This window comes from Delftia sp. K82 (genome assembly GCF_002193035.1).
Taxonomy (GTDB): Bacteria; Pseudomonadota; Gammaproteobacteria; order Burkholderiales; family Burkholderiaceae_C; genus Comamonas; species Comamonas acidovorans.
The window spans coordinates 338,095-359,227 of the sequence record NZ_MYFL01000004.1 but is presented as its reverse complement, the minus strand read 5'-3'; the positions used below and the strand labels follow the sequence as shown (position 1 = coordinate 359,227).

Here is a 21,133-nt window from a genome sequence, read left to right as displayed (position 1 = left end):
GCACCGCAGGCCCTTTTCACCGGGGCTTCCAGCCCCCGCAAGTTCCAAGGATTCCAAGGCATGGCGACCTCCCGTCCACGCGTTCTCCAGTTCGGCAAGATGCCGCTGCCCCAGCTCGATGCCGAGCTGGCCCAGGCCTATGAGGTGACGCTGCTGTCCGAGCAGCCCGACCGCGAGCGCTTTCTCGCCGAGCACGGCGCGCAGTTCGAATACCTGGTCACCTCGGCCGCCATGGGCGTGCCCGCGAGCGTGGTGCAGGCCCTGCCCAGGCTGCGCTTCGTGAGCAGCTTCGGCGTGGGCTTTGACGCGCTGGACCGCGAGTCCCTGCTGCGCCAGGGCGCCCGCGTGGGCTACACGCCCGGCGTGCTGGACGACTGCGTGGCCGACATGGCCTTTGCGCTGCTGCTGGATGCGGCGCGTGGCCTGAGCGAGTCCGACCGCTTCGTGCGCCGGGGCGACTGGAGCCGAGGCCGCTTCGGCATCCGCACGCGTGCCAGCGGCAAGCGCCTGGGCATCTTCGGCATGGGCCGCATCGGCTCCACCGTGGCGCGCCGCGCGGCCGGCTTCGACATGGAGGTGGCCTATCACAACCGCCGCCCGGTCGATGGATCGCCCCACCTCTACCAGCCCTCGCTGCTGGAGCTGGCGCGCTGGGCCGACTTCCTCGTCATCACGGCCGCAGGCGGCGACGGCACGCAGCACCTGGTCAACGCCGAGGTGCTGGACGCGCTGGGGCCGCAGGGCTTTCTGATCAACGTGGCACGCGGCAGCGTGGTCGACGAGGCCGCTCTGGTCCAGGCACTGCAGCAGGGCCGCATCGCGGGCGCGGGCCTGGATGTGTTCGAGGACGAGCCCCGCCCCCATGCCGAGCTGCTGTCGCTGGACAACGTGGTGCTTGCGCCCCACATCGCCAGCGGCACGCATGAAACCCGCCGCGCCATGGCCGACCTCGTGCTGCGCAACCTGGCGCAGTTCATCGCCACGGGCCGGCCCGAGGCCGAGGTGCCGTGGTCCGCCGCGCAGCAGGCGGCCACCGCCGCCGCATAGCCGTTTTTTCCCAGAGACCGATCCAAACGATCCAAGAGCACGCCATGTCCTCCACCCCGACCATCACCGAGATCGAAGTCATTCCCGTCGCCGGCCGCGACGGCATGCTCATGAACCTCAGCGGCGCGCATGCGCCCTACTTCACGCGCAACATCGTGCTCATCCACGACAGCGCGGGCCACACCGGTGTGGGCGAAGTGCCTGGCGGCGAAGGCATACGCCAGGCGCTGGAGGACAGCAAGGCGCTGCTCATCGGCCAGTCCGTGGGCAACCACCTGAAGCTGCTGCAGAACCTGCAGCAGGCCCTGGCCGGGCGCGACACGGGCGGGCGCGGCCTGCAGACCTTCGATCTGCGCATTGCCGTGCATGCCGTCACCGCCGTGGAGTCGGCTCTGCTGGACCTGCTGGGCCAGCACCTGGGCGTGCCCGTGGCGGCCCTGCTGGGCGAAGGCCAGCAACGCGACCGCGTGGAGATGCTGGGCTACCTGTTCTTCACCGGCCCCACCGACAAGACCGATCTGCCCTACGTCCAGCCCGGCGAAGACCAAAGCGGCAGCGACGACTGGACGCAGGTGCGCCACATGACCGCCATGGACCCGGCCGCCATCGTGCGCCAGGCCGAGGCGGCGCATGCGCGCTACGGCTTCAACGACTTCAAGCTCAAGGGCGGCGTGCTGGCCGGCGAGCAGGAGGTGGAGGCCGTCACCGCGCTGGCCAGGCGCTTTCCGCAGGCGCGCGTCACGCTGGACCCCAACGGCGGCTGGCTGCTCAAGGACGCCATCCGCCTCATGCGCGACATGCACGGCGTGCTCGCCTATGCCGAAGACCCCTGCGGCGCCGAGAACGGCTTCTCGGGCCGCGAAGTCATGGCCGAATTCCGCCGCGCCACCGGCCTGCCCACGGCCACCAACATGATCGCCACCGACTGGCGCCAGATGGTGCATGCGCTGTCGCTGCAGTCCGTGGACATCCCCCTGGCCGACCCGCATTTCTGGACCATGGCCGGCTCCGTGCGCGTGGGCCAGACCTGCCGCGACTGGGGCCTGACCTGGGGCTCGCACTCCAACAACCACTTCGACATCTCGCTGGCCATGTTCACCCACGTGGCCGCCGCCGTGCCCGGCAAGGTCACGGCCATCGACACGCACTGGATCTGGCAGGACGGCCAGTACCTCACCCAGAACCCGCTGCAGATCAAGGGCGGCTTCGTCGAGGTGCCCAAGACCCCGGGCCTGGGCGTCACCGTGGACCGCGCCGCGCTGCAGCGCGCCAACGCCCTGTACCTGGAGCACGGCCTGGGAGCGCGCAATGACGCCATGGCCATGCAGTACCTGATCCCGGGCTGGACCTTCGACAACAAGCGCCCCTGCATGGTCCGCTGACCCCTTCCTTCCGTTACCCCTTTCCCGGAGCACCTCATGTCCCGCTACGACAACCTCATCAACGGCCAATGGAAGGCCGCCGACGGCTACAGCGCCAACACCAACCCCAGCGACCTGTCCGATGTGATCGGCGAGTACGCCCAGGGCAATGCCGCCGATGTGGAAGCCGCCATCGCCGCGGCGGCCGCGGCCTTCCCCGCCTGGAGCACCTCGGGCATCCAGGCCCGCCACGACGCCCTGGACAAGATCGGCAACGAAATCCTGGCCCGCAAGGAAGAGCTGGGCGACCTGCTGGCGCGCGAGGAAGGCAAGACCCGCCCCGAAGCCATTGGCGAAGTCGGCCGCGCAGGCCAGATCTTCAAGTTCTTCGCGGGTGAATGCCTGCGCCTGGCCGGCGAGATCCTGCCCTCCGTGCGCCCCGGCATCGGCGTGGAAATCACGCGCGAGCCCGTCGGCGTGGTGGGCCTGATCACGCCGTGGAACTTCCCCATCGCCATTCCCGCCTGGAAGATCGCCCCGGCCCTGGCCTTCGGCAACTGCGTGGTCCTGAAGCCTGCCGACCTCGTGCCCGGCAGCGCCTGGGCGCTGGCCGACATCATTCACCGCTCGGGCATTCCGGCCGGCGTGTTCAACCTCGTCATGGGCCCGGGCCGCGTCATCGGTGATGCCCTGGTGCGCCACAGCGACGTGGCCGCCATCAGCTTCACCGGCTCCGTCGGCGTGGGCCGCGGCATTGCCCGCGCCTGCGTGGAAAGCGGCAAGAAGGTGCAGCTGGAGATGGGCGGCAAGAACCCGCAGATCGTGCTGGACGACGCCGACCTCACCCAGGCCGTGGAGCTGTCCGCGCAAAGCGGCTTCTACTCCACGGGCCAGCGCTGCACGGCATCGAGCCGCCTCATCGTCACCGACAGGATCTACCCCGCCTTCATCGAGGCCCTGCAGTCCCGCATGGCCAAGATCAAGGTGGGCGATGCCCGCGCCGCAGGCACCGACATGGGCCCCGTGGTCAGCCAGGCCCAGCTGGAGCAGGACCTGAGCTACGTGGAAATCGCCAAGGCCGAAGGCGCCGTCCTGGCTGCGGGCGGCGCTGCCGCCGCCTGCCACACCGGCAGCGGCAACAAGGGCTACTACATGGCGCCCACCCTGTTCGTGGACACCCAGGCGGCCATGCGCATCAACCGCGAGGAAGTCTTCGGCCCCGTGGCCAGCGTCATCCGCGTGAAGGACTACGAGGAAGCCCTGGCCGTGGCCAACGACACGCCCTTCGGCCTAGCCGCAGGCATTGCCACCACCAGCCTCAAGCACGCCACCCACTTCAAGCGCCACAGCCAGGCCGGCATGGTCATGGTCAACCTGCCCACGGCCGGCGTGGACTACCACGTGCCCTTCGGCGGCCGCAAGGGCAGCAGCTACGGCCCGCGCGAACAGGGCCGCTATGCGCAGGAGTTCTATACGACGGTGAAGACGGCGTATACGCTGGCCTGAGGCTGGACCCAAAGCAGCCGCCAGGTGCTGGCGACTGCTTTCATCACTGACGCCATCCGCAACAAAACGATGCGGATGGCGTTTTTTCATTCGTCGTTGCGCCCACAGTCAATTCTCGTGCGCGAAAGTGCAGACCGCCCCGTCCATTGCACCAGGGCCTTGCATAGCATCTTCCTCAACGTGAGAGCCGGCTTCAGCCGGCCGGCGTCCATACCGGAGGGAGACCATGGCAACAACTGCAAGAATTTCCGGCCCCGTGGGGCGGGCGGCAATGAATCATCCCAAAGACGTGTTCACTGTCCAGCAATTGTTCAACGGACATATGCGACGCGATCCCTGCAGCAAACTGCTAAAAGCTTTTTCAACATGTGCAACAGCCTGCGTTGCCACCGTATTGAGCGCATGCAGCAACCCCGAAAAATACACACCTACAGGGCAATGGGAGGCAACAGAAGATTTGTATGTCTACACTACAAACGACCACCCCTTGACGATCGCCTTTACTATAAAAAAGGGTGAAATTTGCGCAATAAGCAAAAAACCCATCATCAGAAAAGACTTGGGTTATCTACAGGTCTTATGTACCCAGGGGAGCGGATGGGAAATAACGGGAAAATTCAAGAGACTGGGCAATCAGGATGATTTGCATGAATCTTTATCGAAAAACAAAACAACCATTTATGCAACATTTTTCTTAACTGTAAGTTAATCATCAGATATGACAAGCACAATAATTACCTGCCGTGTTGCAGGAGGGAAAGAATCCTTCAACATCTCCGATACGAATACCCTCAACCGGCTAATGCTCAAATTATGCCAACTCTACGTGCAATCCACGCAGGCAGCAGATGAAGCTACCCAATACTGGGCAGATGTTGCAACGCAATCGCAGAACCCTTTGGCCCCGCTAGCACATGTACCAGGAGCATTCGCTGCGCTGTGGACCCCTGAGGTTGCACCCACCACAGCAGCAGTATTGAGTACGGCTGGATATGGCTTTGCAGCGCTGCCACGGGGTTTGACACACTTCACCACCAAGGCGGGCGCTGCAGGCATCGCTGGTACAGGCGTCATCAATTCCAGCAAATTTGGTCTGAATGGGCTCTTCGGACCCGGCGTGTACATGGCAAGACTCGGTCGCCCGCTGAACTTAATGATCAAAGAACCCGCTAGAATCCCCATTTATCTACCAACACCAGCCGGCACCGTACGTATCCTGCCTTATGTTGTGTACGTCCGATGGGGTTTCAGTGGCGTGAAGGCTCCCTAATGAAAATTCCTCGCTTTTCGATCATTTTTGGTTGGTGTGCCGTAATATTCGCCTGGACTTGCTGGGTTCTGGCCTACATACAATCTAGCTGGTGGTGGCTGGTAGTTTCGTTGATTCCATATCTGATCTACCAAACATTCCTAAACAAGGATGGACAGGCCGGTGGTGAATAGGGGGACTGCCGCTGGTTTACGGAACAATATCCCATGACAGGAATTCTCTGGGTCATCAAAAGTCTCAGTGAATCACGGTCTGTGCACACACCCATGCAGACTACATACATCTAGATTCACAAAGCCTAAAAGTGATTTACCGAAACCCGGGGCGCAATGCCCCGGCAGGCCTGTCACAAGAAAGCCTGAATCAGCGCTGGAACGCCACCGCAGCAGCCGCCATTCGCCGCAGATACGCCGGGTCTTCCTGCAGGCAATGCACGTGGTTCACCTCGTCCTCCACCAGTTCCTCCATCCGCTGCGCAGCCCCGCAAATGGCCTGCAGCGCATTGGCCACCACCTCCAGATTGCGGTAGCCCTCGGGCCGCTCCAGCCAGGCCAGCGCCAGCTGGCCCAGCGAGTACACCTCGCTGCTGCCCTGCAGCGTCAGCCGGCCGATTTCGGTCACGGCATGGCTCAACTGCTGCGGCGTGGGCTGGGTCAGGGTTGTGGAAGCGGTACTCATGGCGCGACCCCTCCCATGGCAGGCACGCCTGGACGGCGCGCACACTGGATGGAGAAGGCCGAGAGAAAAACGGCGTACATGGTTTCGTGCTCCTTGCTGAGATCGAACCCACCGACCCGTGTTCTTACGCACAGACAGGTGGACGGGATGTTAAGAACACAGAGCAAGCCGTGCGGACGCCCTTGCGGGTAGCCCCATCCCGCCCAAAACCGCATGGACGAGCGGGCGCTATGCCCACTCTTTCCGAGTGATCAGACGTGACAAGGCCTCGCTAACGGGGAGGCAGCGCCGCTTACTCTAAAGGTGTTCTTACGCACCAGCCCCTGAACAGGGGGCCGCCGCAATGATAGAGGCATTCAGGACCGCAAGCGCCCCGAAGCCCCAGGCCGAGCGCAGCGAAGGCCCGCACCCACTCCCCGTATGTCCGCGCCTGCGCCGTGGCGGTTGCGGGGTTGCAGTCCTGCCGAAGGACAGGACTGCTTCGTCATCTGACTCGCCGTGATTGTTTGAACGTAGCGCGCAGCGCGAAGTGAGTTTCACGGCGAACCCCGCAACCGCCACGGCGCAGGTTGCCCCGCAGCGAAGCGAAGGGGTCGCGGACATTCGGGTCGTCTTTCTTTTGCCTCCTTTTCTTTGACGAATCAAAGAAAAGGAGGTCGGCCGCCGGGCCGAAACCCGGCCTCGAAAAACAACCACCCGGCAGGGGCAAAAAAATGCACCTAAGCCAAAAGCAAACAAGGTTGGCGGGAGTCAAGACCATGTGCAAGGCATGCGGACGCCCTCACGGCTAGCCCCATCCCGCCCCAAACCCAAAGACAGCCAGGCCCCCAAAAGCCCCAGCCATCAAACCCCGGCCAAGGATGGCAGCTCCCGCATCACTTCAGCAAATCACTTCAGAAAAACAGCACCCGCACCCAAGGCGCCACCACCACATTCAACGCCCCCGCAATCATCATCACCAACGAAGCAACCACCGCCTGCACATCCCCAAACTGCCGCGCCTTCGCCACCCCGCTGCCATGCGCGGCACCACCCAGAATGGCGCCGGCAGCCAGCTTGCTGCGCACGTGCGGCAGCAGCCGCAGGATGGTCTCGCCCATGAGCATGCCGCTGACGCCCGTGAGCAGCACGAACAGCGCGGCCAGGTCGGTGGGCCCGCCCAGCACGCGCTCGGCCTCGATGGCGAAGGGGGTGGTCACCGAGCGCACGGCCAGGCCCTTTTGCAGGTCCACGGGCAGTCCGAAGGCCTGTGCGAACCAGATGGTGGTGGCAATGGACACGCCACTGGCCACGAGCACGCCGGTGGCGATCGACATCCAGTGCTTGCGCAGCAAGTGGCGGTTTTCGTGCAGGGGCAGCGCAAAGGCCACCGTGGTGGGGCCCAGCAGCCAGACCAGCCAGTGCGTCTGGGCGATGTACTGCGGGTAGCGCACATGGGTCAGCAGCGCCAGCGCGATCAGCACCATGGGCGTGGCGACGATGGGCATGAGCAGCGGATGCGGATGGCGGCGGTACACGCGCTTGTTGGCCGCATAGCAGACCAGCGTGGCCAGCAGCGACAGCAGGCCTATGGCCTGGTCGGACATGGCGTTCATTCCTGCTCCCTGTGCAGCCCGGCGCGCGTGGAGCGACGCCGGGCCAGCCACAGCTCCAGCCGGTAGACGCGGTCCACGGCCAGCGCCGTGGCGACCATCACGCAGGCCGTGCTGGCCACGATGACGCCCAGGATGCGCAGGCCCTGGTGCTGGATCAGCTCGGTGTATTCGGTGACGACCAGCATGGCGGGCACGAAGAACAGCAGCATCTCGGCCAGCAGCCAGTTGGTGCCGCCCTGCAGCCAGCGCGCCTTGACCAGCCCGCTGAACAGGCCCGTGGCCAGCAGCGCAAAGCCGATCAGCCCGGCCGGCATGCCCCAGCCGAAATGCGCGCGCACGGCCTCCATGGCCACCCACAGCGCACTGAGCAGCCCCACCTGCAGCACGCCGCGCAGCAGCGGCCAGCAGCGGTGCAGCAGACCCTGAAACACCTGCGGCCGCAGGACGGGCATGGCGGAAATCTTTGACATGGGGCAATCCTAGGGTTTGCACTCAGATTCGTAAAATGAATAATCTCCATTTTTCCCATGCACAAAAGGAATCCTCATGGACCTGCGCGCGCTGCGCTACTTTGTTGAGGTGGTGCGCTGCAACAGCTTCACGCGTGCGGCCGAGGCGCTGCATGTGACCCAGCCCACCATCAGCAAGATGGTGCGGGCGCTGGAGGAGGAGCTGGGCGGCCCGCTGCTGCTGCGCGAGGGGCGCGGTGTGCAACTGACCGACGCAGGCCAGGTGGTCCATGCGCGCGGCCTGCAGGTGCTGGAGCAGTCACGCCAGCTGCTGCAGGAGGTGGCCGAGGTGGATGGCATTGCGCGCGGCAGCCTGAGCGTGGGCATCATGCCCACAGCCGGGCACTACATGGCGCCCGTGATCGCGCGCTTTCAGCAACTGCATCCGGGCGTGGAACTGCATGTGCAGGAGCAGGGCGCACGCGCCCAGCGCCAGCTGCTGCTGGACGGCAAGCTGGACATGGCGCTGGGCCTGCACGGCGCGGGCGAGGCGGGTGGCGACCTGGCCGGAGAGGGCCTGGAGTACTGCACCATCGCCCACCAGAAGACACGCGTGGCCTTTGCCGCGCACGAGGTGCCCGACCCGGACGCCCCCGTGCACTGGAGCGAACTGGCCCGGCGGCCCTTTGTGTTCTACACCTCGGACTTCGCCCTGCACCAGGCCGTGCTGGAGCATTGCGCGGCGGCAGGCTTCAGCCCACAGGTGCGGCTGCAGACGCGCTACTGGGACTTCATCGGCGACCTGGTGGCAGAAGGCGTGGGCGTGGCCGTGATGTTCGAGCATGTGATCGCGCGGTTCGACCCCCGGCGCGTGTCCAGCCGCCCGCTGGTGGGGCCTGACCTGCACTGGGACGTGGTGCAGCTGTGGCGCAGCGGCTATCTGTCGCGCGCGGCGAGGGCCTGGCTGGAGTGCGTGCGTGCGGTCTATCCCGACGACAATCGCTGAGTCCATGCAACCCAGAAAACGCCCACCCTTGCGCCCTTTTGCGGGCCCGGCCCTGCGCGCCCGGCCCGCCTTCGCCGACCGGCCCGACACCGGCCCCTCACGCCTGCTGTGCTTCAACAAGCCCTACGGCGTACTCAGCCAGTTCACGCCCGAGGGCCGCTGGCGTGGCCTCAAGGAATACATCGACGTGCCGGGCGTGCATGCGGCAGGCCGGCTCGACGCCGACAGCGAAGGATTGCTGCTTCTGACCAATAACGGCCCGCTGCAGGCGCGCATCGCCGATCCGCGCTTCAAGATGGAGAAGACCTACTGGGTACAGGTCGAGGGCCTGCCCGACGAGGCCGCGCTGCAGGCGCTGCGCCAGGGCGTGCAGCTCAACGACGGCATGACGCTGCCCGCGCAGGCGCGCCGGCTGGAGCCGCCGCCCGTGCTGTGGCAGCGCGACCCGCCCATCCGCGTGCGCCAGAACATTCCCGATTGCTGGATCGAGCTGGTCATCCGCGAAGGCCGCAACCGCCAGGTGCGCCGCATGACGGCGGCCATTGGCCACCCCACGCTGCGGCTGGTGCGCGCAGCCATCGGGCCCTACACGCTGGACGGCCTGGAGCCCGGCCAGTGGAAGGACGTGGAGCCCGCCTAAGGCTCCGGATTGTCGGTAGGTGCCACAGCCTGCCAGCGTTGCAGGCCGAGCCACGGACGAAAGCGCCGCGCCTCGCCCACCTCCACGCGCTCGACGCTGCCGGCCAGCAGCGGCCACAGGCGCTGCAATTGCGCCGAGCGCTGCTGCGTGCAGCGCCGCGCGCGGGCCAGCAGCTCGCTGCCCTGGCCCAGCAGGCGCGACAGCTCGCGCAGGCGCGGCGGCGGCAGGCATTGGGCGCTGGCCAGCATCAGCCAGGACGGTGCCTGGCCCACCTGGGCGGGGCCGCTGGCGGCGAACTGCTCCAGCAAAGCGACATGGGCGCTGAGCAGGGGCGCGGGCGGTTTCTCGGCCAGCATGATCTCCAGCAGCCTGCCATCGATGCGCCAGCGGGCGGGCACCACGGCATGCTCGACCGAGTTGCCGAAGCGCGTGGACTGGCGATGGCGGACGGCACGGCTGCCCTGCTCCAGCAAGGGCTGCAGCAGTTCGGCCAGGGCCTGCTCGCGCTGCGCCGTGGGCGCTTCGGCCAGCGTGATGCGCAGCGGCACGGCCTCGTAGCCGCGCAGCTGGTCGCGCCAGGCCATCCAGCCCGCCGTATCAGGGCCGCCCAGCAGCAGGGCGAGGAAGGCGCCCAGGCCGGCCAGGGCCGAGCCGGTCCACCAGGACACCGGCACAGGCTGCCGCCCGGCGATCAGCCAGCCTGTCAACCAGACCAGCGCCCCGGCGCAGGTGGCTGCCAGCAGGCCCATGCCGAAGGCGAGGAAGGGCGCGCCATCGAGCCGGTCGGGCAGCAGCACCAGCATGGCCACGCAGGCCGCGCCGGCGCACAGCGCAACGGCCCACCAGCCCGCCACGGGCAGGGTGCGCGCGGTGCCCTCGGTGCGCTCTGTGTGGCCTATGCGCCCCGCCACCGCAAGCAGCATGAGGGCCACCACCGCGCCAGCGGTCAGCGCAATGAACAAGGGCGCAAACACCCACAGCGCCAGCAGCCCGAGGACCGCCGATACCGCAAGCGACAGCGCCAGCATGCTCAGGCCTTCTTGAGGAACTCCGACTTGAGCAGCATGGAGCCCAGTTCGGTCTTGCAGTCCACGTTGTGGCCGTCGGCGCCATCGACCAGGCGAATGCCCTTGATCTTGCTGCCCTTCTTGAGCACGGTGGACGAGCCCTTGACCTTGAGGTCCTTGACCAGGATCACGGCATCGCCGTCGGCCAGCGCATTGCCGTTGGCGTCGCGCACGATGCCGTCGCCAGCGGCGGCTTCGCCGGCCTCTTCTTCGGCCTGCATGGGCCATTCGAAGGCGCAGTCGGGGCAGATGTAGCTGGCGGCGTCGGGATAGGTGTTTTCAAGGCCGCACTGGGGGCAGGCGGGAGTGGTCTGGGGCATGGGATTGAACAGATTCGGTGAAGACAAAGGGGCGCGGCGGGCGCGCCGTACCTGGCGATTGTCGCCCCTGCCCCCGCAGGCATGCCCCGGCAAACCCGAGCGGCCTGCTACGCTGCGCGCCACTCTTTGCTTTTTCCCCATGGATACGCTGACCCCCTTGCGCGCCTTCCGGCGCATCGTAGAACTGGGCTCCATCGCCAAGGCGGCCGACGCACTGGACCTGTCCTCGGCCGCGCTGAGCAAGCAGCTGCGCGCGCTCGAAGCCCATCTGGGCGCCGTGCTGCTGCAGCGCACCACGCGCCGCATGAGCCTGACCGACACGGGCCAGGCCTACTACGCCGAGTGCTGCAGGCTGCTCGATGAATTCGATGCGCTGGAGCAGTCGGTGCGCGCGCAGGCGCAGCAGGTGGCCGGCCGGCTGCGCGTGAATGCGCCGCTGTCGTTTGCGCTGAGCACGCTGTCGCCGCTGCTGGCGCGCTTCATGCAGCGCCATCCGCAGCTGCAGATCGACCTGTCCATGGAAGACCGGCTGGTGGATGCGGTGGGCCAGGGCTTCGATGTGTCCATCCGCCTGAGCGCGGAGCTGGCGGACTCCTCGCTGATCGCGCGGCGCCTGGCCTCGCTGTCGCAGATGCTGTGCGCGGCCCCTTCCTATCTGCAGGCGCATGGCCGCCCGGCCAGTGCCGCCGCGCTGCGCGGCCATGCGCTGCTGAACTACAGCCTGGCGCATGCGCCCCGCGAAGCGGGCGAGAGTCCCCAGGCGCCGTCCGAGGCGCGCGCCAACGTCAACAACAGCCTGATGCTGCGCGACCTGCTGGTGGCGGGCCTGGGCATTGGCGCCCTGCCCTCGTTCCTGGCGCGGCCGGCGATTGCGGCAGGCCAACTGGTCGCACTGGACCTTGCGGACCAGGCCGCGCAGGCCCGCCATGTCTACGCGGTCTATCCCACGCAGCGCCACCTGCTGCCCAAGGTGCGCGCCTTCGTGGACTTCCTGGCCGAGGAGCTGCCTGCCGCCATGGGCGAGGATTGTTGACGCCGCGTTAAGAGTTCCTCAAGCGCGCGCCCCTTTTTCGCGCCGGGCCTGCGGCCTACGCTTGCCGTCCATCACAGCCATGAAGGACACAAGCATGACGCAATGCAATGATTTTTCCTGCGCCCTGCCCGCGCAGGATGCGGCGGCCCCCTCGCCGCAGCAGGCCCTGCAGGCGGCGCCTGCTGCGGCGACTGCGGTCGCCCCCGCCATCGACTTCTTCCATGACGTGGTCTGCGGCTGGTGCTACGTGATGTCGCCACGCCTGCGCCAGGTGGCGCGCGAGCTGGGCCTGCGCGTGCGCCACCGCAGCTTCGTGCTGCAGGCCTCGCGCGCCGAGATGGTGGCGGCCTTCGGCTCCATGGAGCGCGCCAAGCAGGTCATCCTGGAGCACTGGCAGGCCTGCGCGGAGCATGACGACGAGGACCGCATCGACATCGAGGGCATGCGCCGCGAGGCCTTCGAGTACCCCAGCGGCATGGCCGGCGCACTGGCCTGCCAGGCGGCCCAGATCCTGGGCGGCGATGACGCGCACTGGGATCTGTTCGACGCCATCCAGCACGCCCACATGAGCGAGCACCGCAACATCGGCGACGCCGAAGTGCTGCTGGACATCGCCACGCGCACGGGCTTCGAGCGCAATGCCTTCGCGGGCTGCATGGAAGGCGCCCAGGCGCTGGAGCAGGTGCGCCAGGACCGCGCGCTGGCGCAGCGCATGGGCCTGCGCTCCATTCCCACGCTGATCGCGCCGCGCCTGCCGCCGCTGCAGACCCAGTCGCTGGCTGCGCTGCGCGAACGCCTGCACTTCCTGGCGGCCTGAGCGCCCCCGTCTTTGCTTTTTTCATCGGCGTTTTTCCGCCTTCCCTCGCGCGCGGCATGCGCGCCCTTTTTCAGCAGACCAAGGACTCTTGCATGACTCTCCAACGCTTCGCTCGCCGCATGGCGCTGCCCTCTCTCGTGATCGCCCTGGCCGCCGCCTTCGCGGGCACCGCGGCCCAGGCCCATGGCGGCCACGAGCCCCCGGCCGGCGCACGCCAGGACGTGGGCACCAGCCCCTGGGGGCCAGCCGACGAGATCGGCCGCCTGAACCTGATCACGCCGGCCTCGCGCGCGGCCATCCTGCAGCGCATCACGGGCGGGCAGGTCTATGACCTGGCCACCGAGTACTACGTGGGCATGCCCAGCTGGCAGGACGCGGGCGATCCGCACTACCAGTTCTGGATGACGCACACGCCGCGCGGCACCGTGGTGGACGATCCCATGAACGTGGGCAAGGACATGAACGCCACGCGCAGCTACACGGGCACGGCGTTTTCCATGTACAGCCACACGGGCACGCACATCGATGCGCTCAACCACTTCGGCATACGCGGCAGGATCTGGAACGGCTTCAGCGCAGACCAGCATCTGGGCGACCGGGGCTGGCAGCGCACGGGCATAGAGAAATTCCCGCCGCTGGTGGCGCGCGGCGTGCTGATCGACGTGGCGGCCGCCAAGGGCCTGGAGATGCTGCCCGACCAGTACCGCATCACGCGCCAGGACCTCAAGGATGCGCTGGCACGCCAGAAGGTGACGCTGCAGGAGGGCGACATCGTGCTGGTGCGCACGGGCCGCATGAAGCTGTACGGCCAGCCCCAGGCCTACATGGCCAAGCCGCCGGGCCTGGGCCTGGATGCCGCGCGCTTCCTGGTGGAGGAAGGCGGCGCCATGATCGTGGGCGCCGACAACCTGAGCCTGGAGACGTTCCCGTCCGAGGTGGACGACGACTACGTACCGCTGCACAGCTACCTGCTGGCGCAAAAGGGCGTGCCCATCATGGAGCTGGTGGCGCTGGACGATCTGTCGCGCGACAAGGTCTACGAGTTCGCCTTCATCGGCGGCCCGCTCAAGATCCGCGGCGGCGACGCCGCGCCGCTGCGGCCCATCGCCATTCCTGTGCGCTGAGCGGGGCAAGACGAGATTTCTTGAGCTTGACCTCGAAACTCCCGCGCCCCCAAGGCGAGGGACACCGAGCAAGGGCCTACGCCGGCCGCGCCGCCCCGCAGCAAGGGTGTCGCCGGCTGCCCGTACGCCCCCCTCCGAATAGAGGGGGAAGGCGCGAAGCGACTCAGGGGGTGATCACAGACTCGTGCCCATTTTGCTGAGGAAGCGCTCGCAGGCGTCGAGCTGGGCCAGCTCTACGAACTCGTCGGGCTTGTGCGCCTGCTCGATGGAGCCGGGGCCGCAGACCACGGTGGGAATGCCGGCGTTGTGGAACAGGCCGGCCTCGGTGCCGTAGGCCACCTTGCGCTTTTCCTGGTCGGCGGTCAGCGCGCGCACCAGCTGGGTGATGGCGGCCTCCTCCGAGGCTTCCAGCGCGGGCGCGCTGGCGCCGGTCTCGATCTCGATGCGCGCGTCGGCGAACTCGGCGCGCATGCGCGGCAGCAGTTCGTCGCGCACATAGGACTCGACCTGGGCCTGGATGCCATCCACCGACATGCCGGGCAGGTTGCGGAATTCATAGGCGAATTCGCACAGCTCGGGGATGGTGTTGACCGCGATGCCGCCCTGGATCTGGTTGGTGGTCATGGTGGTGAAGGGCACGTCGAAGAATTCGTCGTAGGGGCCGTGCGCCTTGAAGTGGTCGGCGATGTCCCGGATGCGACAGATCAACCGCGCCGCGTACTCGATGGCATTGCTGCCGCGCGGCGTGAGCGACGAATGCGCGGCCTTGCCGTGCACGCGGCAGCGGTAGAGGTTGATGCCCTTGTGCGCCACCACCACCTGCATGCTGGTGGGCTCGCCGACCACGCAGCCGTCGAAGCGCGCGCCCTCGGCCTTGAGCTGGTTGATCATCACGGGCGCGCCCGCGCAGCCGATTTCCTCGTCGTACGAGAAGGCCAGGTGCACGGGCCTGGCGCGCTGCGTGGCCAGGAATTCGGGCACCAGCGCCAGCGAGGCGGCGATGAAGCCCTTCATGTCGCAGCTGCCGCGACCATACAGGCGCCCGCCCTTTTCGGTGAGCGCAAAGGGGTTGGTGCTCCACTGCTGGCCATCGACCGGGACCACGTCGGTATGGCCGGACAGCACGATGCCACCCTGCGTTTCGCCGTTGTAGGCCGGCAAAGTGGCGAAGAGATTGGCCTTGGCGCCGTCCGGAGAGTGGAACAATCGGGCACTCACGCCCAGCGTGGCCAACTCATCGCGTACACACTCGATCAGCGCCAGGTTGGAGTTGCGGCTGGTGGTGTCGAATGCGACCAGTGTTTCCAGCCAGTCGCGGGTGTTTTTCCAGGTAGTCATGTGGTTCCATCTGCGCCATGGCCTGCGCCGCCCCTTCGCGGACGACTCAGGCCATGGCATAGGCATTGCATATGGCGAAGCAGTGTACGCCCGGGTTGCGGCCCGGGCAGGCACGCCGACCCATGCCCGGGCGTGACTGCCGTCTTTTCAATCCCTTTTCGGAAATGGACCCTGCTTTGACCAAGCAAACCGTCTCGACCCGCAACATCGTGGCTGCCGTCATCGGCAACGCGCTGGAGTGGTATGACTTCCTGGTGTTCGCATTCATGACACCCATCGTCGCCAAGCTGTTCTTCCCCAGCAATCCCGACAATCCGGACGACAACATCAACCGCATCCTGATGACCACGGCCGTGTTCGGCGTGGGCTTCTTCATGCGGCCCGTGGGCGGCATCCTGCTGGGCCTGTACGGGGACCGCAAGGGCCGCAAGGCGGCCATGGTGATGGTGACGGGCCTGATGGCGGTGGCGATCGCGCTGATCACGCTGGCGCCCACGTATGCGGCCGTGGGCATCCTGGCGCCGCTGTTCATCGTGCTGGCACGGCTGCTGCAGGGCTTTGCGGCCGGCGGCGAGTTCGGCACGTCCACGGCACTGCTGATCGAGCTGGCACCGCCCGGCAAGCGCGGCTTCTATGGCTCCTGGCAGATGGCCGGCCAGATGCTGGCCCTGCTGATCGGCGCGGCCACGGGCACGCTGATCACCGAGATCTTCACCGAGGAGGAACTGATGGCCTGGGCCTGGCGCGTGCCCTTCGCCGTGGGCCTGCTGATCGTTCCCGTGGCGCTGTACATCCGCCGCCATGTGGAGGAGCCCGAGGTCTTCAAGGAAATGCAGGCCGCGCAGGCCAGCGGCAAGGCGCGCCAGATCGGCATCATGGAGATGCTGCGCACGCATGCGCGCGAGACGCTGGTGGGCATGGGCCTGGTGGTCACGGCCACGGTGTCCATCTACATCACCTTCACCTATCTGGTGACCTATGCCACGGTGACGCTGAAGCTGCCCATGCGCGATGCCTTCATGGTGCAGATGGCCGGCGCCGCGCTGATGGTGGTGATCATGCCGTTCTTCGGCGCCCTGTCGGACCGCGTGGGCCGCCGCATGCTGACCATCGGCTCGCTGATCGGCTACCTGGTGGTGCTCTACCCGCTGTATGCCTGGCTGACTGACGGCCCCACGGTGCAGAAGCTGCTGATCACCCAGCTGGTGGTCTGCGTGTTCGTGGCCGTGTTCTTCGGCGTGTTCAGCACGGTGATGGCCGAGCTGTTCCCGCCCCAGGTGCGTTCGGCCGGCATGTCCATGGCCTACAACGTGGCGGTGATGATCTTCGGCGGCTTCGCGCAGTTCATCGTGACCTGGCTGATCCGCTCCACGGGCTCGCCCATGGCGCCGGCCTTCTATGTGATGTTCGGCGTGACGCTGGGCCTGTTCGCGGCCTTCTTCATCAAGGACCGCGCTCTGGAGCGCAACCTGCGCTGATCCCGGTGCGGTGCGCAAGGCACCGCGCCCGCGCATGCCCCGCATGCCCCGCCACGGGGCCTGCGCCCTGCCCGCGCACCCGCCTGCGCACCATGCGCGGGCATGACGGCCACCCGCCCTGCACCACGGCGGGGAGGCCCGCCCGCATCGGCGGATTTCATGCAGAAAAAGTCAGGGCTGATGCTCTCTGCAGTGCCGCAAATCTGCAGGGAATACCCTCTGCTGGCACGCGTTTCGCTTGTCTACATTCTTGCATGCAAGTTGTAAATCCACTTGCATACAAGATTCCACAACTTGCGAAAGACGACTATGCGCCGCTTTGCCAGATCACTGTTCGGACAGGTGGTGATCGCACTCATCCTGGGTGTGCTCGCCGGAATATTGGCCCCTGAATGGGCCGTGAAGCTCAAGCCCCTGGGCGATGGCTTCATCAAGCTCATCAAGATGATCATTCCCGTGCTGGTGTTCTGCGTGGTAGTGCACGGCATCGCGGGCGCAGGCGACCTCAAGCGCGTGGGCCGGGTCGGCGTCAAGTCGCTGATCTACTTCGAGGTGCTGACCACCATCGCCCTGGTGCTGGGCCTGGTGCTGGCCTTCGTGTTCCAGCCCGGCGCGGGCATGAACGTGGACCCGAGCAAGCTCGACGCCTCGGCCATGAGCGCCTACGCCAGCAACGCCGACAAGCTGACCAGCGGCGGCACGGTGGACTTCCTGATGAAGCTCATCCCCACCACCGTGGTGCAGGCCTTTGCCACAGGCGACGTGCTGCAGGTGCTGCTGTTCGCCGTGCTGTTCGGCTGCGCGCTGACCATGCTGGGCGAGCGCGGCGCGCCCGTGCATGCGCTGATCGACACGCTGTCGAACGTGCTGTTCAAGATCATGGGCATCCTCATCAAGCTGGCCCCGCTGGGCGTGCTGGGTGCGATCTCGTTCACCGTGGGCCAGTACGGCATAGGCTCGCTCAAGCAGCTGGGCATGCTGGTGCTGCTGTTCTACGTGGCGGTGATCTTCTTCGTCTTCGTGGTGCTGGGGCTGGTGATGCGCTTTTCGGGCTTCAGCCTGATCAAGCTGCTGCGCTACCTGCGCGAGGAACTGATGGTGGTCTTCGCCACCACCTCGTCGGACAGCGTGCTGCCCCAGATCATGGCCAAGCTGCGCAACCTGGGCGTGCGCGACTCCACCGTGGGCCTGGTGATTCCCACGGGCTACTCGTTCAACCTGGACGCCTTCTCCATCTACATCACGCTGGCCGCCGTGTTCATCGCCCAGGCCACGAACACGCCCATCGGCATGGCCGACCTGCTGACCATCCTGGCGATTGCGCTGGTGACCTCCAAGGGCGCCCACGGCGTGCCGGGCTCGGCCATCGTGGTGTTGGCGGCCACGCTGCATGCGATTCCGGCCATCCCCGCCATCGGCCTGGTGCTGGTGCTGTCGGTGGACTGGTTCATGGGCATTGCCCGCGCGCTGGGCAACCTGATCGGCAACTGCGTGGCCACCGTGGCCATCGCGGCCTGGGAAGGTGACATCGACCGCGAGCGCGCCCATGCCGTGCTCAACGGCCTGGCCGACAATCAGGGGCCCGACGCCGAGCCCTCCGGCGCCGCCGCCGTCCCCGCAACCGTGACTCCTGCCCACCCTGCAACGCAATGACACCTGTAAGCCCCCAGCACATCGCCGAGCGCGTCGTCGAAGCCATCCTGGCCCAGAAACTGGCGCCCGGCGAACGGCTGGGGGAGCAGGAGCTGGCCGACAACTTCGCGGTCAGCCGCACCATGGTGCGCGAGGCGCTGATGCAACTGCAGGCGCGCGGCTTCGTGCAGGTGCAGCCCCGGCGCGGCTGGTACGTGGTCCAGCCCTCGGCCGAGGAGGCGCAGGACGCCTTCGCGGCGCGCCGCATCATCGAGACCGGCATCCTGGGCGAGGCCGGCCGCCCGATGCAAAGCGTGATCGGCCAGCTGCGCCGCCACATCGCCCAGGAGCAGGAAGCCATTGCCGGCGCCGACGCGGCCACGCGCGCCTTCCTGCTGGCCGACTTCCACGTCTGCCTGGCCGAGCAGATGGGGCACCGGCTGCTGGCGCTCACCCTGCGCGACCTCACGGCGCGCACCACGCTGGCGGCCACATTGTTCCAGTCCACGCACAGCGCCAGCCAGTCCTGCGCCGAGCACGAACGCATCGTCGAGGCGCTGGAGCGCGGCGACACCGAGGGCGCCAAGGCCCTGCTGCTGGAGCACATCGGCACGGTGGAACGCTCGCTGGAGATCCGCCCGCCCGAGGCCCCCGAAGCCAGCGACCGCCTGCGCGCCACGCTGGCGCCCCTGTTCGGGGGATAACCCTGTGTCGGAGGGTCGGCAAATTTCCACCGACCGTCGCTAAAACGCCAATCTGGGTCATAGGGGACGCACTGTCATGGTGCCGACACGGCTGACTGCATACGCTGCTGAGTTGGCGCATTGCGCGCCGTTCATCAACCCACCACTGCTCGGATATGACCCAACGTCCTATGTCCTTTTCCCGCACTCCCCTGCTCGCGTCCCTGTGCGCGGCTGCAGTCCTCACGGCCTGCGGCGGTGACGGCGGCTCGTTCTACCTCACGCTCGACGGAAAGCAGCCCCAGGTGATCGCCCACCGCGGCTTCTCGGGCAAGTTCCCGGAGCAGACGCGCATGGCCTACGAGGCCGCCGCCGACGCGGGCGCGGACATGCTCGAACTCGACATGCACATGACGAAGGACTGCCAGCTGGTCGCCCGCCACAACGCCTGGCTCAGCGACAGCACCAACGTGGCCGACGTGGCCAAGACCAATGCCGAAGTGGCACGCCGCCAGCGCACCACGGCCGGCGTGCTGGTCAACGTGAAGTACCCGGCCGTGCCTGCCAACGGCCCCTCGCAATACCTGAGCGACCAGCTCGATGCCAACGATCCCAAGTCCGTGCTCAAGGCCCTGGTGGTCGATGGCGAGGACCACCGCAACGACTGGTCCATCAGCGACTTCACGCTGCAGGAGCTGCGCAGCTGGCTGACCGGCACCATCCTGGACAACCGCAGCGAGCGCCCCACCGAGTGGAACGGCAAGCTGCCCCTGATCAGCGCCCAGGACGTGCTGGACATCGCCGCCGCCAAGGGCAAGGCCCTGGGCCGCACCATCCCCGTCTACGCCGAGACCAAGAACCCCTACTGGAACAACCAGCAGGCGATCGCCAACGGCTGCGGCGCGCCCGGCTCGCGCCCGTTTGAAGACGCGGTGATCAAGCTGCTGGACCAGAACAAGCTCAACGCCAAGGATTCGCCCATCTACATCCAGAGCTTCGACCCGGCCAGCCTCAAGTACCTGCGCCAGGCCGGCATGAAGGCCAAGGGCGTGCAGCTGATCGACGGCAACGACTTCAATCTGCGCGACGGCTCCATGGTCTACATCACCAACGATGAGTGGACCTTCATCAGCGGCCGCCCCTACAGCTGGACCCTGGCCGGCGACGCCCGCACCTTCGCCGCCATGCTCACGCCCGCAGGCCTGGCCGACATCAAGACCTATGCCGACGGTATCGGCCCCTGGAAGCCCCAGGTCCTGGCCCACTCCGTCGTGCCCTACAAGGACGGCGCCGGCCTCAAGGACGTGAACACCGTCAAGGACACGGGCCTGATCCGCGACGCCCACAAGGCCGGCCTGATCGTGCACAGCTTCACCTTCCGCAACGAGCCGGGCCGCCTGGCCGGCCTGTACAAGGGCGATCCCGTGCAGGAATACCTGACCTACTACCGCCTGGGCATCGACGGCGTGTTCACCGACTTCACGGACACGGCCGTGACGGCGCGCAAGGCGTACAACAAGGAAATCGGGCTCTGAAACTCCCATCCCGCTGACCCATGACAAGGCGCCTCGTGCGCCTTGTTTTTTGGGCGCGGCATCGGACATCCAACCGAACGGAGGCACACTTGTACGGCATGAACAGATACGCAATATCGGCCGCTCTTTTGGCTGGGTCCGCCTTTGCTGCCCATGCCGACCAGATAACGTTTCAGAACGATCTTTCAGCCTGCGCGTCAATCACGGCGACGAAGACTTCCACAGAGTCCAACGTGGTGTGGGCGAACACCCGTGTTCAACTGCGCAAATCGATTGGCGAGTGCGGATGCCTTTCGGCTCTGGCGACCTACACGAGCAGCGTGAACCGAGGGGGCGTCCGGCAGGTACTGCAGGAAGGCCTGATCGACCTGGGCAGCGGGGGGGAGAGAAAACTCGTCCTTGCGACCGACCCGGCCCTGGTCGCCAACAAGGAGGTGCGGGTTCGGCTGGCGTGCACCGGGCCCTTGTAGGGCATCCTGGCGCCGGCAGCATCGGCGCGCGCTTGAACGCTCAGCCGGATCACATCCTCAGACTGGCCTGGCAACGGCGTGTGC

21 protein-coding genes are annotated in these 21,133 nt (G+C 66.7%); 15 read left to right on the top strand and 6 right to left on the bottom strand.

Annotated features, from left to right (window positions below):
- Positions 1-60 precede the first annotated feature (60 nt).
- From KDK82_RS24990 to KDK82_RS24975, 5 genes are all read left to right on the top strand, one after another.
- Positions 61-1,047 carry a 2-hydroxyacid dehydrogenase gene (locus tag KDK82_RS24990; RefSeq protein ID WP_088166539.1) on the top strand — a complete coding sequence of 329 codons (987 nt, stop codon included), beginning with the start codon at positions 61-63 and terminating at the stop codon, positions 1,045-1,047.
- 44 nt (positions 1,048-1,091) lie between these two features.
- Positions 1,092-2,429, top strand: coding sequence for an enolase C-terminal domain-like protein (locus KDK82_RS24985; protein ID WP_071953855.1), 1,338 nt, complete (start codon positions 1,092-1,094; stop codon positions 2,427-2,429).
- 36 nt (positions 2,430-2,465) lie between these two features.
- Positions 2,466-3,914, top strand: a complete 1,449-nt coding sequence (locus KDK82_RS24980; protein ID WP_088166538.1) for an aldehyde dehydrogenase family protein — start codon at positions 2,466-2,468, stop codon at positions 3,912-3,914.
- A 226-nt stretch (positions 3,915-4,140) separates the two neighbouring features.
- On the top strand, positions 4,141-4,623 hold the full coding sequence (locus KDK82_RS32275) for a hypothetical protein (protein WP_143343520.1): 483 nt from the start codon (positions 4,141-4,143) through the stop codon (positions 4,621-4,623).
- Positions 4,624-4,632: 9 nt separating this feature from the next.
- Positions 4,633-5,184 (top strand): hypothetical protein, encoded by a 552-nt coding sequence (locus KDK82_RS24975; protein WP_256974550.1) that lies wholly within the window; start codon positions 4,633-4,635, stop codon positions 5,182-5,184.
- A gap of 363 nt (positions 5,185-5,547) precedes the next feature.
- On the opposite strand, the gene KDK82_RS24970 is transcribed toward KDK82_RS24975, so the two are convergent.
- The 3 genes from KDK82_RS24970 to KDK82_RS24960 form a co-directional block, all read right to left on the bottom strand.
- A complete protein-coding gene (locus KDK82_RS24970) occupies positions 5,548-5,862 on the bottom strand; it encodes a hypothetical protein (protein ID WP_088166537.1) in 315 nt (104 codons plus the stop codon).
- 893 nt (positions 5,863-6,755) lie between these two features.
- The gene (locus KDK82_RS24965; RefSeq protein ID WP_088166693.1) at positions 6,756-7,448 is read right to left on the bottom strand and encodes an LrgB family protein; all 693 of its coding nucleotides are present in this window, start codon (positions 7,446-7,448) and stop codon (positions 6,756-6,758) included.
- 5 nt (positions 7,449-7,453) lie between these two features.
- The gene (locus KDK82_RS24960) at positions 7,454-7,927 is read right to left on the bottom strand and encodes a CidA/LrgA family protein (RefSeq protein ID WP_065345455.1); all 474 of its coding nucleotides are present in this window, start codon (positions 7,925-7,927) and stop codon (positions 7,454-7,456) included.
- A 76-nt stretch (positions 7,928-8,003) separates the two neighbouring features.
- Between KDK82_RS24960 and KDK82_RS24955 the strand changes: the two genes are divergently transcribed.
- Together KDK82_RS24955 and KDK82_RS24950 are read left to right on the top strand one after the other, a co-directional pair.
- Entirely contained in the window at positions 8,004-8,912 is a 909-nt protein-coding gene (locus tag KDK82_RS24955) for a LysR family transcriptional regulator (protein WP_088166536.1), read from the top strand.
- Between the two features lie 4 nt (positions 8,913-8,916).
- Positions 8,917-9,552 carry a pseudouridine synthase gene (locus tag KDK82_RS24950; RefSeq protein WP_088166535.1) on the top strand — a complete coding sequence of 212 codons (636 nt, stop codon included), beginning with the start codon at positions 8,917-8,919 and terminating at the stop codon, positions 9,550-9,552.
- Here the strand turns inward: KDK82_RS24950 and KDK82_RS24945 are convergent.
- Both KDK82_RS24945 and KDK82_RS24940 read right to left on the bottom strand, forming a co-directional pair.
- Positions 9,549-10,580, bottom strand: coding sequence for a hypothetical protein (locus KDK82_RS24945; protein WP_088166534.1), 1,032 nt, complete (start codon positions 10,578-10,580; stop codon positions 9,549-9,551). The two genes, KDK82_RS24950 and KDK82_RS24945, sit on opposite strands and share 4 nt — an antisense overlap.
- Before the next feature lie 2 nt (positions 10,581-10,582).
- Positions 10,583-10,939, bottom strand: a complete 357-nt coding sequence (locus KDK82_RS24940) for a zinc ribbon domain-containing protein YjdM (RefSeq protein WP_016452161.1) — start codon at positions 10,937-10,939, stop codon at positions 10,583-10,585.
- A 139-nt stretch (positions 10,940-11,078) separates the two neighbouring features.
- Between KDK82_RS24940 and KDK82_RS24935 the strand changes: the two genes are divergently transcribed.
- The 3 genes from KDK82_RS24935 (at position 11,079) to KDK82_RS24925 (ending at position 13,913) form a co-directional block, all read left to right on the top strand.
- A complete protein-coding gene (locus tag KDK82_RS24935; RefSeq protein WP_065345457.1) occupies positions 11,079-11,972 on the top strand; it encodes a LysR family transcriptional regulator in 894 nt (297 codons plus the stop codon).
- Between the two features lie 94 nt (positions 11,973-12,066).
- On the top strand, positions 12,067-12,789 hold the full coding sequence (locus tag KDK82_RS24930; RefSeq protein ID WP_088166692.1) for a DsbA family protein: 723 nt from the start codon (positions 12,067-12,069) through the stop codon (positions 12,787-12,789).
- Between the two features lie 92 nt (positions 12,790-12,881).
- The gene (locus KDK82_RS24925; protein ID WP_016448695.1) at positions 12,882-13,913 is read left to right on the top strand and encodes a cyclase family protein; all 1,032 of its coding nucleotides are present in this window, start codon (positions 12,882-12,884) and stop codon (positions 13,911-13,913) included.
- 174 nt (positions 13,914-14,087) lie between these two features.
- Here KDK82_RS24925 and argE read toward each other — a convergent pair whose 3' ends face one another.
- A complete protein-coding gene (gene argE / locus KDK82_RS24920; protein WP_088166533.1) occupies positions 14,088-15,251 on the bottom strand; it encodes an acetylornithine deacetylase in 1,164 nt (387 codons plus the stop codon).
- 164 nt (positions 15,252-15,415) lie between these two features.
- Between argE and KDK82_RS24915 the strand changes: the two genes are divergently transcribed.
- The 5 genes from KDK82_RS24915 to KDK82_RS24895 all read left to right on the top strand — a co-directional run bounded on the left by KDK82_RS24915 (position 15,416) and on the right by KDK82_RS24895 (position 21,049).
- The gene (locus KDK82_RS24915) at positions 15,416-16,729 is read left to right on the top strand and encodes an MFS transporter (RefSeq protein ID WP_071953865.1); all 1,314 of its coding nucleotides are present in this window, start codon (positions 15,416-15,418) and stop codon (positions 16,727-16,729) included.
- Between the two features lie 309 nt (positions 16,730-17,038).
- Positions 17,039-18,382 (top strand): C4-dicarboxylate transporter DctA, encoded by a 1,344-nt coding sequence (locus tag KDK82_RS24910; RefSeq protein ID WP_088166532.1) that lies wholly within the window; start codon positions 17,039-17,041, stop codon positions 18,380-18,382.
- Positions 18,379-19,065: a GntR family transcriptional regulator gene (locus KDK82_RS24905; protein WP_088166531.1), complete on the top strand. Its 687-nt coding sequence runs from the start codon at positions 18,379-18,381 to the stop codon at positions 19,063-19,065. Before KDK82_RS24910 ends, KDK82_RS24905 begins: the two co-directional genes overlap by 4 nt.
- 170 nt (positions 19,066-19,235) lie before the next feature.
- Positions 19,236-20,579, top strand: a complete 1,344-nt coding sequence (locus tag KDK82_RS24900) for a glycerophosphodiester phosphodiesterase family protein (protein WP_088166530.1) — start codon at positions 19,236-19,238, stop codon at positions 20,577-20,579.
- 98 nt (positions 20,580-20,677) lie between these two features.
- Positions 20,678-21,049, top strand: a complete 372-nt coding sequence (locus KDK82_RS24895) for a DUF2195 family protein (RefSeq protein ID WP_088166529.1) — start codon at positions 20,678-20,680, stop codon at positions 21,047-21,049.
- Positions 21,050-21,133 lie beyond the last annotated feature (84 nt).